Source organism: Marinilactibacillus sp. GCM10026970 (assembly GCF_042660675.1).
GTDB lineage: Bacteria > Bacillota > Bacilli > Lactobacillales > Carnobacteriaceae_A > Marinilactibacillus.
This window is the reverse complement of sequence record NZ_JBHSUL010000011.1, coordinates 1-14559: the sequence shown is the minus strand read 5'-3', so window position 1 is coordinate 14559 and position 14559 is coordinate 1. Positions and strand designations below refer to the sequence as shown.

At 37.3% G+C, this 14559-nt stretch carries 15 protein-coding genes; 13 read left to right on the top strand and 2 right to left on the bottom strand.

The features are described 5' to 3' along the window. Window positions 1–113: 113 nt before the first annotated feature. The gene (locus tag ACFP65_RS03930) at window positions 114–1229 is read right to left on the bottom strand and encodes an NAD(P)/FAD-dependent oxidoreductase (protein WP_379916086.1); all 1116 of its coding nucleotides are present in this window, start codon (window positions 1227–1229) and stop codon (window positions 114–116) included. Beyond that, window positions 1216–2337, bottom strand: a complete 1122-nt coding sequence (locus ACFP65_RS03925) for a hypothetical protein (protein WP_379916084.1) — start codon at window positions 2335–2337, stop codon at window positions 1216–1218. The genes ACFP65_RS03930 and ACFP65_RS03925 overlap by 14 nt, the downstream gene beginning before the upstream one ends. A gap of 181 nt (window positions 2338–2518) precedes the next feature. On the opposite strand from ACFP65_RS03925, the gene ispE reads away from it, so the two are divergent. The 13 genes from ispE (at window position 2519) to ACFP65_RS03860 (ending at window position 14425) form a co-directional block, all read left to right on the top strand. Then, on the top strand, window positions 2519–3370 hold the full coding sequence (gene ispE / locus ACFP65_RS03920) for a 4-(cytidine 5'-diphospho)-2-C-methyl-D-erythritol kinase (protein ID WP_379916082.1): 852 nt from the start codon (window positions 2519–2521) through the stop codon (window positions 3368–3370). Between the two features lie 135 nt (window positions 3371–3505). After that, window positions 3506–4474, top strand: coding sequence for a ZinT family metal-binding protein (locus ACFP65_RS03915; RefSeq protein WP_379916080.1), 969 nt, complete (start codon window positions 3506–3508; stop codon window positions 4472–4474). A gap of 173 nt (window positions 4475–4647) precedes the next feature. Continuing rightward, entirely contained in the window at window positions 4648–6351 is a 1704-nt protein-coding gene (locus tag ACFP65_RS03910; RefSeq protein ID WP_379916078.1) for a metal ABC transporter solute-binding protein, Zn/Mn family, read from the top strand. Window positions 6352–6499: 148 nt separating this feature from the next. Further along, window positions 6500–7216: a metal ABC transporter ATP-binding protein gene (locus tag ACFP65_RS03905; protein ID WP_379916076.1), complete on the top strand. Its 717-nt coding sequence runs from the start codon at window positions 6500–6502 to the stop codon at window positions 7214–7216. Next, window positions 7153–7977, top strand: a complete 825-nt coding sequence (locus tag ACFP65_RS03900; RefSeq protein ID WP_379916074.1) for a metal ABC transporter permease — start codon at window positions 7153–7155, stop codon at window positions 7975–7977. Before ACFP65_RS03905 ends, ACFP65_RS03900 begins: the two co-directional genes overlap by 64 nt. A 123-nt stretch (window positions 7978–8100) precedes the next feature. Beyond that, window positions 8101–8415 carry a PadR family transcriptional regulator gene (locus ACFP65_RS03895; RefSeq protein WP_379916072.1) on the top strand — a complete coding sequence of 105 codons (315 nt, stop codon included), beginning with the start codon at window positions 8101–8103 and terminating at the stop codon, window positions 8413–8415. A gap of 1 nt (window position 8416) precedes the next feature. Continuing rightward, on the top strand, window positions 8417–9097 hold the full coding sequence (locus ACFP65_RS03890) for a DUF2812 domain-containing protein (protein ID WP_379916070.1): 681 nt from the start codon (window positions 8417–8419) through the stop codon (window positions 9095–9097). Window positions 9098–9256: 159 nt separating this feature from the next. Further along, window positions 9257–9526, top strand: a complete 270-nt coding sequence (rpsN, locus tag ACFP65_RS03885; RefSeq protein WP_379916068.1) for a 30S ribosomal protein S14 — start codon at window positions 9257–9259, stop codon at window positions 9524–9526. A 51-nt stretch (window positions 9527–9577) separates the two neighbouring features. Next, window positions 9578–10570: a CobW family GTP-binding protein gene (locus ACFP65_RS03880; RefSeq protein ID WP_379916066.1), complete on the top strand. Its 993-nt coding sequence runs from the start codon at window positions 9578–9580 to the stop codon at window positions 10568–10570. Between the two features lie 15 nt (window positions 10571–10585). Then, window positions 10586–10711, top strand: a complete 126-nt coding sequence (locus ACFP65_RS03875; protein ID WP_225744713.1) for a putative metal homeostasis protein — start codon at window positions 10586–10588, stop codon at window positions 10709–10711. A gap of 11 nt (window positions 10712–10722) precedes the next feature. Beyond that, window positions 10723–10872 carry a 50S ribosomal protein L33 gene (rpmG, locus tag ACFP65_RS03870; RefSeq protein ID WP_208560440.1) on the top strand — a complete coding sequence of 50 codons (150 nt, stop codon included), beginning with the start codon at window positions 10723–10725 and terminating at the stop codon, window positions 10870–10872. Between the two features lie 219 nt (window positions 10873–11091). Further along, window positions 11092–12174 (top strand): sensor domain-containing diguanylate cyclase, encoded by a 1083-nt coding sequence (locus tag ACFP65_RS03865; protein WP_379916063.1) that lies wholly within the window; start codon window positions 11092–11094, stop codon window positions 12172–12174. 28 nt (window positions 12175–12202) lie between these two features. Next, on the top strand, window positions 12203–14425 hold the full coding sequence (locus ACFP65_RS03860; RefSeq protein WP_379916061.1) for a glycosyltransferase: 2223 nt from the start codon (window positions 12203–12205) through the stop codon (window positions 14423–14425). Window positions 14426–14559: the final 134 nt, after the last annotated feature.

The following is a 14559-nucleotide window of genomic DNA, read 5'->3' as shown; positions in this document are numbered from 1 at the left end:
ATCATTCAGCTCCTTAAACTTCTTATTAGTTGGTAGTTTATCAGAAACGAATGGGTTTGAGAATGACTGTATACAGAGACATCCTACAACAATGGTTCAATGAGATAAATTATTTAGCATGCACAATCTGTGTCACAACAAGACAGGTCTTCCAGAAACATCTGGTAATCTTTATATAGTTGTAAAGCCAGAGGATCAATGGGAAGAGAAGCTCTGCGAGCAATCTCGTTGGCAATGTAGGCAAATCGCTGGCGATATTTATAAATGAAACAAAGGATAACCCCTTCGTGTTCGACCTGAGAACCGACCATGAATAAGTTTTTAGAAATCGTTGATTCATCATATGAATTTAATACTGCTCGATCCTCAACAATTTCAAACAAATTTTTGATTAAAGGTGATTGGACGTTAGAATAACCTGTAGCGATGATGGGTTTGCCTGGAATAGGGAAAGTTTCATCTTCTTCAGAAGTCAGAATATACTGATTTTCAACAGTAGCAATCTCAGTAACTCGAATATCAGTATAGATGGTAATAAAGTCAGCTACTTCGCGGTAACGTTCTCTCGTGTAAAGTGACAAAGACTGACTCGGATCTGAAGACTCGGAATCAATTCCGGCAGTGCTTGTATAGATGGTCGATTTGATGTTCATTTTAGCTAATTGAATTGCAGCATCAAAACCAGATTCATTTCCCCCAATGATGGCAACTTCTTCTTGATTAGCAAAACAAGCATAATCCCCTAATTCTGTGTAACGTAATCCATGTTTATATCCAGACAATCTTTTCTGATCAGGGTAAGAAACATCCCCTAGCGCTGTAATTAGGAAGGTGGAATGATAGTTATTGAATTCACCGTAAACAATATAGCCATCTTTTGTTTTTTCAATTCTTTGAATGGTTTCGTTTGTCGAAACAGGTACTTTGAAGTAGTGAGCAACTTCTGTAAGGTATTCAGCATATGATTCGCCAGAGAGGTGTTCGGAGTCTGCATAGTAACCTGGAGAAGTATCAGGAGTAATAGCATTCATATCCGGAAAACCGAATCCATTAGTATTAAACGACGGAGAAATAAATCTAGTTTTCGTATTCCAATCTAAAAACGATTGCCCAATCTCACCCTTATCGATAACTTGAATGTTTTCGATGCCTAATCTTAGCAAAGCAGTAGCTGTACCAATACCAGCAGGACCGGCACCGATGATGGTTACGAGTTTATTGATTTTCATAAAGAACAACCTTCTTTCTAGGATAAATAAGCTTTGTCAGTTTAACTGAAATCTGCGCTCCGATAGCGGCGATAACTAGAATTAAACCAATTGCTGTCATCTGGTTTAGTGCATAGGAAAAGCTTCCGCCTAATAATAAGCCAGCTTGTCCGTTAGGTGTAAATATAGGATTAGCCAAAAGAATCAACCCTACAGTACCGATTATTCCGCCGACACCGTTTAAGACAAATGAATCTACAGGATCATTGAAAAGAGATCGGTTTCGAAGGTGGCAAGTTATAACGCCACTAATAACGGCAACAGTAAACAATGAAATAGGTGAAGCGTACCCGACTAGGGCAGTGCTGGTGACCAACCCCACCATCATTCCAGTAAGTATATCTTCACTAATCAATGAGGCATTCTGTACAATCAGGAAACCAGCTGTTCCACCAGCAATCGCTAAAATCGTATTCAAGATAACTAGTCCAGAAAAAGAACCCGCTGAACCTAGTGGGCCAAGATTGAATCCAAACCACCCAAAACAAATCAGAGTTGTTGCAATATAATTGATCGTCATACTGGAGTGTCTGTCTGGTACCTCTAAAAGTTCTTCTGTAAAGGTTCTAGCTAAAATCAAACTGGCCACACCAGCTGTAAGGTGAACAACCAGTCCACCGGAAAAGTCCAATGCGCCTATACGATTTAAAAAACCTTGATCATTCCAGAGTAAATAAGCAGAAGGAACATAGACGACTAGTAACCATATGGGAATAAATAAGACAAAAAATTTCCAGTCTACTTTATGAATCAAAGTACCAATAAACATACCGGCTGCATATAAAAAGAAACATCCTTGTAGCACAACATCGAGGATGAGCTCATTGTCACCTTGTTGCATAGCGCTTACGTACGAAGAAAAGCCTTCTAACAAAGACATATTCATATTGAAAGTTAATAAGTATCCGAATATTACCCACGAAATAAAAGCTACAAATAGGCCAACGGATGTCATAATCAACGTATCGCTGACTTTGCCTTCTGAAGAATTACTACCGTACAATACCGGCACGCTGAATAACATCGGCCACATAATTAAAATACAAATCATTATAAAAATTGTGTCCAAAATCTCACTCCTTATTTTTAAAACGTAATTGTTACGATTTGGATTCAGTATAGCATAGCTGTCAAGTCTAAGGGTTATTTTGAAAAAACAGATTTGTTAGAGTAAATTTTTTATATTCCAGAGTAAATCCTTTAAAATAGAATCAACTACAACATTTGTGAAACTGAAAAGGAGGGAGAACTTGGAAATCACAGAAAAAGCACCCGCAAAAATCAACTTAACTTTGAATGTGATTGATAAAAGGAAAGATGGATTCCATGAAATGAGACTGATCATGACATCCATTGATTTATCAGATAGGCTGACGTTCACTAAGCTGAGTGAAGACATCATTTCTTTATCTTCCAATTCGGCCTTTATTCCTTTAAATAAAAAAAACATTGTTTACAAAGCTGCAAAATTACTGAAAGAACGCTACGGAATTAAAAGAGGCGTTCATATAGGTATTGAAAAAAATATTCCTGTCGCAGCGGGATTGGGCGGCGGAAGTAGTGATGCAGCAGCGACCTTAAGAGGCTTAAATCGCCTCTGGGACTTAAGACTTTCGTTAGAGGAATTATCAGATATTGGCAAAGAGCTTGGATCTGATGTACCGTTTTGTATCTATGGCAAAACAGCTTATGCAACTGGTAAAGGAGAAGTCATTCAGCTTATCGGAGACTTCCCTCAATGCTGGGTTATTGTGGTCAAACCTCCTAAAGGGATTTCAAGTTGGACTGTTTTTGAAGAACTGGATCTTTCTTCCATTCCTACTTATGATCATCATAGAATGATTGAAGCGATCAATGATGGCCGTTACAAAGAAGTTGTGCAACTTGCTGGTAATGCTTTGGAAGAAATTTCTGCCAAAAAACATCCGATGATTAAGAGAATCAAAGAGAAAATGGAGACTTTTGGAGCAGATGTTGCAGTGATGAGTGGGACAGGTCCGACTGTGTATGGACTGACACAGCAGCGATCTAAAGCACAAAGGATTGTAAACGGACTCAAAGGCTTCTGCAAGGAAGTCTATCTAGTCAGAACACTAAAATAAATAGATTACTGAATTGAATCTTCAACAGGGGGTTCAATTTTTTTATTGAAAAGTTATTGACAGTTCGAATAAAATACTATAATGTTATACATCGTAATGATTACGATTTATAAAAAGAAGAGGATGAGTACATAAATGAATAAGATTTTAAAAATGTCAGGTATTGTATCAATTGGTATATTGTTGGCAGCGTGTCAAGATAACACAAGCGCAGATTCTCCAGATCAAAGCAATGAAGCACAAACAGAAGAGAGTGAAGCTACACCAAGCTCAGTCGCTATAGAAGGATTAGCGCATCACTACCATACTGGAGACGAAATAGAATTAACTGCTGTACCTGATACAGAAGCTAGTTCAAATAACTGGCAATGGTATATGAAGGCAGCTGATGCAAGTGATTGGTCACCAGTCGCTGGACTAACTTCTGATACTTTCTCAAGAGAAGCAACAGAAACAGGGCTACAGATCAAAGCTGAATTATTAGATTCAGACGACGAAACACTTGTGGAATCAAATACAGTGGAAGTTGAAATTGACGATCATGGTGCAAACGATGAAGTCGGTAGAAGAATTTACAGTGGTTTCTTCTACAATACAGAAGTTGAAGATCGTCCATTATCAGATTGGGCAGGAGATTGGCAATCAGTCTATCCTTATTTAGAATCTGGAGCTTTGGATGAAGTGTTTGAAGCTAAAGCAGATAAGAGTGATTCAATGAATGCTGAAGAATATAAAGAATATTACACAGAAGGATACATTACTGATGTAGATCGTATGGTCATTGATGAAGACAGCTTTACATTCTATCAAGAAGATGGAACAGAAATGACTGCAGATTATGACTATGACGGATTTGAAATTTTGACATACGAAAAAGGAAACAGAGGCGTGAGATTTGTTTTCAATAAAGTAGATGGTTCAGAAGATATGCCTGAATATATCCAATTTAGTGACCATGATATTTCTTCCCAAAAAGCACACCACTATCACCTATACTGGGGAGATGACCGTGCGGAACTGTTGGAAGAAATGGATCACTGGCCAACTTATTACCCATCAGTTTTAGATGAAGAAGGTATTGTCAGAGATATGTTAGCTCACTAAAAAGAGTCGAATATAAAATTGACATCTGGTATCTATCTATGATATCTTTTAAATCGTAATGTATACGATTTTTAAAATTAGTTATTAAAAGTCAACTACTTTCAAAAGATTTTGAAAGTAGTTTTCTGTTTGAACAAAGAGATTCAATGACAACTATTAAAGGAGATTTTTAAATGAAACATAAACGCATAGCTTCGGCAATGATTGGACTGACAGCAGCGACTACACTTTTCGCTTGTACGCCTCAAGGCTCTGGACAGAATTCAGACGCAACTACGAATGAAGATGCAGAACTTTCTATTGTCACTTCCTTTTATCCAATGTATGAGTTTACGAAACAGGTAGCGGGAGATCGTGCTGATATCCGTCTGATGGTTGGTGGCGGAGATGATGCGCACCACTACGAGCCGAGTGCTCAAGACGTTGCAGCAGTAAATGAAGCAGATTTATTTGTCTACAGTAGTGATAGTATGGAAAGCTGGACAGAGAGTTTATTCAATACGATTGACAATGATGATCTAGTTATTCTAAGTGCGTCTGATGGAGCTGTTTTAGATACTGAAGACCAGAGCAGTGAAGATGTTGAGCAATCTGGGAAAGCAACGATTGAAGGTGTCGCTGGACATTACCATACTGGAGATAGTATTGAGTTAACCGCAACTGTAGAAGAAGAGACTTCTTTAGATCACTGGCACTGGTATACACGTGAAGACGAAAATGCAGAATGGGAAGCAATCTCTGGGGAATTCAGTTCAGAATTGACTTACGAAGCACCCGCAGAAAGTTTTGAAGTTCAAGCAATTCTATTTGGAGAAAGTCATGATGTGTTTGCTGAATCGGACCCAGTGACGATAGAAATAGACAATCACGGACATGATCATAGCGAAGGCGAAGCACATGACCACGAACACGGTGAAGGCGAAGCACACGACCACGAGCACGGTGAAGGCGAAGCACACGACCACGAGCACGGTGAAGGCGAAGCACACGACCACGAGCACAGTGAAGGCGAAGCACACGACCATGGACACGGCGAAGGCGAAGCGCATGACCATGGACATGGCGAAGTTGTTGGTGGATCAGAAGGTCTTGAAGTTGCTGGATTAGCTGGACATTATCACACAGGAGATGTGATTACCTTAAAAGCTGAAACAGAAGACGAAGTTGCACAATGGCAATGGTCAACACGTCAAGACGAATCAGCTGAATGGTCAGTTGATGCTGCCCAAACAACAGATGAATTTGAGGCAACTGCTGAGAGTGAAAGTTTTGAAGTTCAAGGTAGCGGACTTGATGAAGACGGTAATGAAGTTGTAAACACAGGAACGATCGATGTAATTGTGGACAATCACGAAAACGAAGATCCACACAGCTGGTTAGATCCAGTATTCGTTCAAGAGCAAGTAAACGGAATCAGAGACGCGTTGATTGAAATCGATCCTGAAGGTGAAGATGTTTACACTGAAAATGCAGCGAATTTCAACGCTGAACTTCAAGAACTAGATCAAGAATTCCAAGATGCATTCGAAGGCGCTGAAAATCGTGTATTCGTTGTTCAACATCAAGCATTCGGATATATTGCAGATCGATATAATTTGGAGCAAGTTGCCATTGGTGGTTTGTCTACAGAAGTAGAACCAAGTCCTGCTAGAATTGCTGAAATTGGTGATTTAGTTCAAGAAAAAAATGTACCCGTTATTTATTACCAACAAGGTGCAAATTCTTCTATTGCTCAAACAGTAGCAACAGAAACTGGAACTGAAACAGCTGTACTACATGACTTAGAAAGTTTATCTGAAGAATTACAATCAGAAGATTTAGGGTATATCGATGCGATGAGACAAAATATTGAATCATTAAAACTAAGTATCAACTAATAGAAATAGGACAAGACAGGGCAACTCTTTTAGTCAGCTGACTTTGAGGCGTTTGTCCTTTTGTTCCGTTTAGATTAGTATTGCATTGATGCAAGGATTAAAGTAGAATACCGAAGAGAACTTAGGCGTTTGTAGAGAGGGTGTAAAGATGCATTATATAGAAGTAGATAATCTCGCTTTTCATTATGAAAATGAACCAGTACTAGATAATATTTCATTTCAAGTAAACTCTGGAGAATTTGTTATGCTGACAGGAGAAAACGGTGCAGCAAAGACAACATTGCTCAGAAATATTTTGGGTTTGCTGAAACCGACGAAAGGCAATGTTCAATTATCCAAGAAAAATAGATGGGGAACCAACCTTGTAGTTGGCTACGTGCCACAACAAGTAGCGTCCTTCAATGCTGGTTTTCCCAGTACTGTACTTGAACTAGTTCAATCTGGTCGATATCCTAGAGGGAAATGGTTCAAAAAATTGGATAAAGAAGATAAAGAGCATGTCCAACGTTCCCTTGAATCTGTTGGGATGTGGGATATGAGACATAAGAAAATTGGGGAATTATCTGGTGGTCAAAAGCAGAGAATTTCTATAGCGCGCATATTTGCAACCGATCCAGACTTATTCGTACTAGATGAACCAACTACTGGGATGGATGTACAATCCAGAGAAGAATTTTATAAACTTTTAAAACATAATAGTGAAGTGCACGGAAAAGGTGTTTTAATGGTCACGCATGATCATGAAGAACTTAAGCAGTACGTGGACAAACATATCGAATTGATCAGAAAGGAGGATTCACCTTGGAGATGTTTTTCTATGGATTCATGCAAAGAGCCTTCCAAGCATCATTCCTTATCTCACTGATTGCTCCAATTCTAGGACTGTTTTTAATCTTACGAAGACAATCGCTGATGGCTGATACTTTATCACATGTCTCGCTTGCAGGGGTGGCGTTAGGAATGCTTATGGGAGTGAATCCGACCGTTACAAATCTATTAGTCGTAGTGGCCGTTGCGATTCTTTTAGAATACTTGAGAATTATTTATCGCTCTTATTCAGAAATATCTATTGCGATTTTAATGTCTGGCGGTATGGCCGTTGCGCTTGTCCTGATGGGATTGAGTAATGGAGGGACGACTGTGAGCATCGATCAGTTTTTATTTGGTTCCATCGTAACGATTAGCCAGCAGCAGATTTGGATGCTTCTGTTATTAACCATCGTCATTTTAATTCTATACATCGTGTTTCGTAAACCAATGTACATTTTGACATTTGACGAAGAAACAGCTTTTACTGCCGGGCTACCAATCAAAGTCATGTCTATTTTGTTCAATGTTTTAACAGGTATCACGATAGCAATCATTATGCCAATTGTTGGTGCTTTGCTCGTATCTGCTATAATCGTCTTACCAGCAGCGATTTCTATGAGATTAAGTAAAAGCTTCACAGGGGTCATCTTGATTGGAATTTTGATTTCAGTATTTGGTATGATTACCGGATTAATGTCTTCCTATCAATTTGGAACACCACCTGGAGCAACTGTTACGCTGATATTTATTGCCGTATTCGTTGCAACGCTGAGTTTCAACAAAATAAAGTCTAGAATTCAAGCAAACAATATTTAAAAGTACAAAAATCAGCACAGATTAAATTTTGTGCTGATTTTTATTTACTTTAGATACCGTATTTTGTAATATTATGTTACGCGATATATCGCATGACATAATAGATAAGAGGAGTGATAGACAATGGCTTATAGCGGTGGACCGATGACAGAGGCCATGTATTACATATTGTTAGCATTGCTGAGACCCAATCATGGTTATCAATTAATGCAGTCAGTAAAGGATGTATCCAATGGCAGGCTAGAAGTGGGCCCAGGAACTTTGTATGGTGTTTTATCTCGTATGGAGAAAAGTGCATTGATTGTACTGATTGAAAAAGAGAGTACAAAAAAAACGTATAAATTAACTGAAGAAGGTAGAAAGGCATTAAAAGAAGAATTCGATCGATTAAATACGATGGTCGAAGATACTGTTCGCGAGTTAGAAGGGGGAAAATAAAATGACGAAATCTGTTTATAAACTTAGACCGACAGATTATTATAGAATGGGTCAATTCGAAAGCTGGTTGTATGATATGTCGACCAGAGGATTACACTTAAAAAAATTCGGCTTGCTTTTAGCAAAGTTTGAGAAAAGTGAACCGAAGTTTATTCGCTATCGATTAGATATCAATAGTGGAAAAAAATACTTAGCAGAACAAGATCTTTTTTATGCGCAAAATGGATGGAACTTAGTTACGCATTATGGAGAGTTTAGTGTTTATGCAGCACCAGAGTCCGCGGATATTCCAGAATTGCACACCGATTTAGTTGAACAAGCGAATTCATTAAAAAAGTTTGAGTTTCAACAAGGTGCTTTGACAGTTATTTCGATAATCGTTAATTTATTACTTGCCTATAGTTTTTATCAGTCGTGGAATACCCAACAGTTGATGGATATAGGCTACAATCATTGGTCTGATCTTTTGCTTTCGGTCATGCTAATTAATATGTGTATTGTTTTTGTTATTGACTGGTACAATATATGGTCTACAAGGAAAAAACTGTTAGCAGGAAAAGTAATCAACCATCACGCCCCATGGAAAATGGCAATTTATCTTAGGAATAGTTACAATATAATCGTGTTAGCCATTGCAATAACAATGATTGTAATTTCTGTATTAAGTATATTTAGTTACTGAGAGTATTTTATGGTTTAGAAAAGAGAACGCCAAATTACTGGTGTTCTCTTTTTGCATATTAATGTAGGAAAAATTAGTAAATGGACTTGACGAACAGATGGAATTGACGTAATATATAAATCGTAAACGTTACGATTTAGAACAGGAGGAAAACATACAGTGGCTAAAAAAAGTAAAATCGAAAAATTGAAAAAACAACAAAGAACAGTTGAAAAATATGCAGCACTTAGAAAAGAATTAAAAGAAAAAGGTGACTATGAAGCGTTGGCGCAACTTCCAAGAGATGCTTCGCCGACAAGACTCCAAAATCGCGATAGGTTAGATGGTCGTCCACACGGATATATGCGTCAGTTTGGATTATCTCGTATTAATTTTAGAAAATATGCTCATGAAGGTAAGATTCCAGGTGTCAAGAAAGCTAGCTGGTAATTTGAAAAGCTGAGTCAATACAATATGTTCGATTATGGGAGGGTACTTCCGATGAATAAGATACCTGTTACGATCATCACTGGATTTTTAGGATCTGGTAAAACAACCGTAATCAATCAACTTTTAAAACAAAACCATAATGAACGGATAGCGGTTATTGTAAATGAATATGGTGAAATCGGTGTTGATCATCAACTGGTCATTAATAGTGAAGAAGAAATTTTCCAGATGAATAATGGCTGTTTATGTTGTTCTTTGAGAGCAGACCTATCCAATGTATTACACTCGATTTTAGAAGTTTCAGAAGAAAAAGCGATTAATTTTGACCGTATCGTGATTGAAACGACAGGGCTGGCAGCGCCAGGACCAATTGTGCAGACCTTTTTCCGGTTACCATTTTTACAGGAAAGATTTGAAATCGATAGTGTGATGACATTAGTAGATTCTATAAATGCGCTCCACCAAATTGCGCACTATGAAGAATCCATTGATCAAATCGCTTTTGCTGACAAATTATGGTTAACTAAGACGGAAAAAGTGGATTCAAGAACGGAAAAGTGCTTAAGAAATAAACTCGCAAGTATCAATCCGAATGTAGAAATAGATGGTTTGAATTTGGATCAGGTTTCCTTTGTAGATTTTTGGGGTAAACAATTATTTAACCCTATTAATCTTTTAGAACAAGAACAGCTATTAGAAAATGAGCATGAACATCATGAACATCACGAACACACTCATGGAATTGTAACGATTTCTTTACAAGCCGATAGACCCTTACATCCAGTGTTGTTTGATGAATGGATGAATGAGCTGATAGTGACATTTAATATGGATATGCTTCGTTATAAAGGGATTATTCACTTATATGGTGATCCTCATCAAGTCATATTTCAAGGAGTGAATATGGCACTTGAATTTACTCACGGTCATCAATGGGAAAAAAATGAAAGATCTTCTGTATTAGTCTTTATAGGGAAACATTTACCCGTAAAAGAAATAGAGCAGTCTTTCCAAGATTGTATGGTAAAAGCAGAATTTGTATAGGAAGGAGGTATTAAAATGCCTGAAAAAAAAGATTTAGCAACGGCAAGAAGAATGATGAAAAGTCCGAATAAAAAGACAGCAAGACGAGGACTGAAAGTCGTTAAGGAAGCAAAAAGAATTCGTAGAGGTTTAAAAAAATAGGAGGTTAGGTCATGAGAGTAAATGTCACATTAGAATGTACGGAAACGGGAGAAAGACAATATATTACAACAAAAAACAAACGGAACAACCCTGAAAGACTTGAATTAAAAAAATATTCACCAAAACTAAGACGTAAAGCTTTGTTTAGAGAAGTAAAATAATTAGTAACAAAAAAAAGAATGAGTTTATAATGAACCTCTGCTTAGGAATTTGGCTAAGTAGGGGTCTATTTTTTGTGCATTTAGAGTTTAAATGATACGATTCTCTTTTAGATACGACTACAAAAATGTCATAATTAAATCGATATTTACCAGATTTTTACATTTTAAAAAGTTATGATAGAGAGTATAGATAATAACTGTAGATTAAGGAGAAAAGATATGTTTGAAGATTTTTTCATTAATATCAATATCATGATCGCACTAATTTTTACGTATATGAAGATAAGATGGAGTATTCGTGAGGAAACGCACTCTGCCTGGAAGTCGTACGTAATCGATGGATTATGTGGAGGTTTACTAGGATGGGCGCTGATGCATTTTTCCATTCGAGTAGGAACGGAAACGTTGGTTGACTTGAGATTTATCCCTATCTTATTGATGTTTCTTTTTATAGGGAAAATCCCTACTTTTATTTCCGTTGTTTTTATAGCCTGTATAAGATTTATTTATGGTGTCAATATATCGTCTTACTCGGCACTTGTTATGCTGATTAGTTTATTTATAGGCTATGTTTTTATTGAAAAATTTACACCAAAAGAAGATAGTGTCATTGTTCGTGGAATGTACATGGTGATTTATTCCAACATCGTTATTTCAATATTATTATACTATGTTGTTAGAGACTTTAATATTTTAATAGCACTGACGCCCACTTACTGGGTAATGGGGTCAATTGCTGGTTTATCTTCGATACTGCTAGTGAACTATATGAGGACCTCGGAATATTTGTACCGAAAATATGAAAATGAATCAACAATTGATTTCCTTACAGGGTTAAAGAATGTAAGAAATTTTGATAGTATCTGGAAGTACTCTGAAGAATTGGCCAATAAAAAAGGTAAGCCATTATCTTTGATTATGCTGGATATTGATCATTTCAAACGAATCAACGATACCTATGGTCATGCGGCTGGAGATTTTGTTTTGATGGAAATTTCACGTATTATGGAAGAGGTAGTTGGAAATAAAGGTTCTGTATTCAGAAAGGGTGGAGAAGAATTTGCTATCATTCTTCCTCTATTTAGAAAAGAACAAGCAGAAGAAATGGCAGAGAATGTAAGAAGTAGGGTTGAAAGACATCGATTTGCCGTTGATGACGAAACAAAACTATCGGTAACGATCTCATGTGGCTATGTAAGTTATCCGGAGATTGTTAAGCAAACAGATAATATGGTTGAACTTGCCGACGTAGCACTTTACCAAGCAAAAGAAACGGGTAGAAATAAAGTACTCTCATTATAATAAAAAAATAGTGAAAGGATGAGGAAACATGAGCACGTATCAAATCGTTTATTTGATCTCGGTATTACTTATTTTATCAGGATGTTATATGTTTGGTAAAAATAATCAAACGGTATTAAGAATCAGTATTCTATTATTTTTAGGATTTCAACTGTCCTACCTCATCTGGCGTACAACAAGTACATTGCCAACCGTATCTATTTTGAGTATTATCGCAGGCTTGGCGTTGCTCTTTACGGAATGGATGGGGTATATACAGAGTTTGATTACTTCGACATTGTTTTGGAAAAAGAACAAACGAAAGAAGGTTTTCCTTTCTTCTTTCGAAACGTTGCCGACAGTGGATATTATGATTGCAACGTATAATGAACCAGTTGATTTACTTAGGAGAACGATTGTCGCTTCTCAGTTAATGGATTATCCCGATGATTTGTACGACATACTCGTTTGTGATGATGGAAAACGAGAAGACGTCAGAGTGTTATGTGAAGAGTTAGGTGTGCGACATGTTACTAGAGAAGACAATAAGCATGCTAAAGCCGGAAACTTAAATCATGCCATGGAAGTCTCGACCGGAGAAATCATCGTGACAATGGATGCAGATATGATTCCAAGAGCGAATTTCATGCAAGAAACTCTAGGGTATTTTTCGGATGAGAAAGTCGGGTTTGTACAAGTACCTCAGGCGTTTTATAATGATGATCCTTTCCAGTTCAATTTATTTGCAGGTGACCGCATTAATAATGAGCAAGATTTCTTTATGCAGAAGTTAGAAGAAAAGAAAGATATTTACAATGCTACAATGTATATCGGAAGTAACGCACTGTTCAGACGGAAAACCATGGAGGAAATCGGAGGATTTGCTACGGGGGTCATTACAGAAGATATGGCGACTGGGATGTTGATTCAAGCTGGTGGATGGGAAACGGTATTTGTCAACAAAGTACTGGCAGTAGGATTGGCACCTGAAACGTTCAAAGATTTATTGAAACAAAGAGACCGTTGGTGTAGAGGAAATATACAAGTAGTAAGAAAATGGAATCCTCTGAAAACCAAAGGCTTGAGCTTTATGCAAAAACTTCTTTATATGGATGGCATTCATTATTGGTTCTTTGGTCTTTATAAACTGGTTTATCTGATTGCGCCCATTCTTTACCTGGTTTTTGGAATCATTGTACTGAATGCTACCTTTATTGATCTAATGATCTATTGGGTTCCAGCCTTTATTTCTTCTCAAGTTTTCTCTAATTTAATTTCTGAGAAAAAAAGAACAACGATGTGGACGAATGTATACGATTCTGCACTAGCACCATCTATGTCGTGGGCCATTCTCTCAGAAATTTTCCTGAAAGGGAATGGGAAGTTCAATGTCACTAGAAAAGGCATTCAAACGAATGAGCGTCAATTTTTATGGAGAGCCAGCTGGTTCCATATTGTACTTGCCGTGCTATCCTTTATTGGTATTTTTAGGGTTATACTAGCTTTAGTTGCACCAGAGCTTGTAGATCTTCAAATAGATAGTGTCTATATCAACTTGTTCTGGGTGCTGTATAACTTAGCTGGAGTACTACTGGTGATTATGATTTTCTTTGAGCGCCCGCGTTACCGGACAGCAGAACGATTTATTATTACTAAGGGAGCTAATATTACAGATAAAGACCAGAAAATCCAAGCTAATATCGAGGATTTAAGCGAGTATGGAGCTAGGTTATCTGTTGATACTAACGCAATCAAAGAAAAACTGTCTACAGTAGATTTTGTTGTGGAAGGTGGACCAGCATTGAACGCAGAAGTACGCTGGGTGGATAAGAACAAAGAAGGTAAGACAGAACTAGGTATTCAATTCAAATCCTTGGATAAAGAGCAGTATCGTTTTATCATTCAGACAATCTATAGTAATCCCAAAAGTAAGATTGGAGAAAAAAGTTATAGAAAAGCTGGACTCTTACCGACAGCTCTTGGTTTTTTCAAACAAACGAAAAAAGCTCCGGCTTCCAAAACTCGGATGATTCTTCGAGAAAAAATCAAGACGAATGGTTTGTTAACGTATCAGCACTTGAAGTATTCAGCTTCTATCATTGATCTTAGTGAAGAAGGCGCACAAATCAAAACAAAAGCAAAACTTAAAAAAGAAGACCGTATTCTCTTAGATGCGCCTGAGAATAACATCGTAGGAAAAACAGGAGAAGTGAGATGGGTTAAAAGATCACTAGGCAGTACCTATGTAGGTATTCAGTTTGTAGATCAATAAAATAAAAAAGACTAGTTCAGTTAAAAGTGCTTGCGCCGACCCCCAGAAGTTAGACCTAAAATCTAACTTCTGGGGGTCTTTTTTAATGGCAAAATATAGTTTTGAATTTAAACATAAGATCGTAAAGGCGTATC

Excerpts from the sequence above, each read along its gene's own strand:
- ACFP65_RS03930 (WP_379916086.1), bottom strand. The coding sequence starts at position 1,229 with ATGAAAATCAATAAACTCGTAACCATCATCGGTGCCGGTCCTGCTGGT.
- ACFP65_RS03915 (WP_379916080.1), top strand. The coding sequence starts at position 3,506 with ATGAATAAGATTTTAAAAATGTCAGGTATTGTATCAATTGGTATATTG.
- ACFP65_RS03910 (WP_379916078.1), top strand. The coding sequence starts at position 4,648 with ATGAAACATAAACGCATAGCTTCGGCAATGATTGGACTGACAGCAGCG.
- ACFP65_RS03905 (WP_379916076.1), top strand. The coding sequence starts at position 6,500 with ATGCATTATATAGAAGTAGATAATCTCGCTTTTCATTATGAAAATGAA.
- ACFP65_RS03895 (WP_379916072.1), top strand. The coding sequence starts at position 8,101 with ATGGCTTATAGCGGTGGACCGATGACAGAGGCCATGTATTACATATTG.
- ACFP65_RS03890 (WP_379916070.1), top strand. The coding sequence starts at position 8,417 with ATGACGAAATCTGTTTATAAACTTAGACCGACAGATTATTATAGAATG.
- ACFP65_RS03880 (WP_379916066.1), top strand. The coding sequence starts at position 9,578 with ATGAATAAGATACCTGTTACGATCATCACTGGATTTTTAGGATCTGGT.
- ACFP65_RS03875 (WP_225744713.1), top strand. The coding sequence starts at position 10,586 with ATGCCTGAAAAAAAAGATTTAGCAACGGCAAGAAGAATGATGAAAAGT.
- rpmG (WP_208560440.1), top strand. The coding sequence starts at position 10,723 with ATGAGAGTAAATGTCACATTAGAATGTACGGAAACGGGAGAAAGACAA.
- ACFP65_RS03865 (WP_379916063.1), top strand. The coding sequence starts at position 11,092 with ATGTTTGAAGATTTTTTCATTAATATCAATATCATGATCGCACTAATT.
- ACFP65_RS03860 (WP_379916061.1), top strand. The coding sequence starts at position 12,203 with ATGAGCACGTATCAAATCGTTTATTTGATCTCGGTATTACTTATTTTA.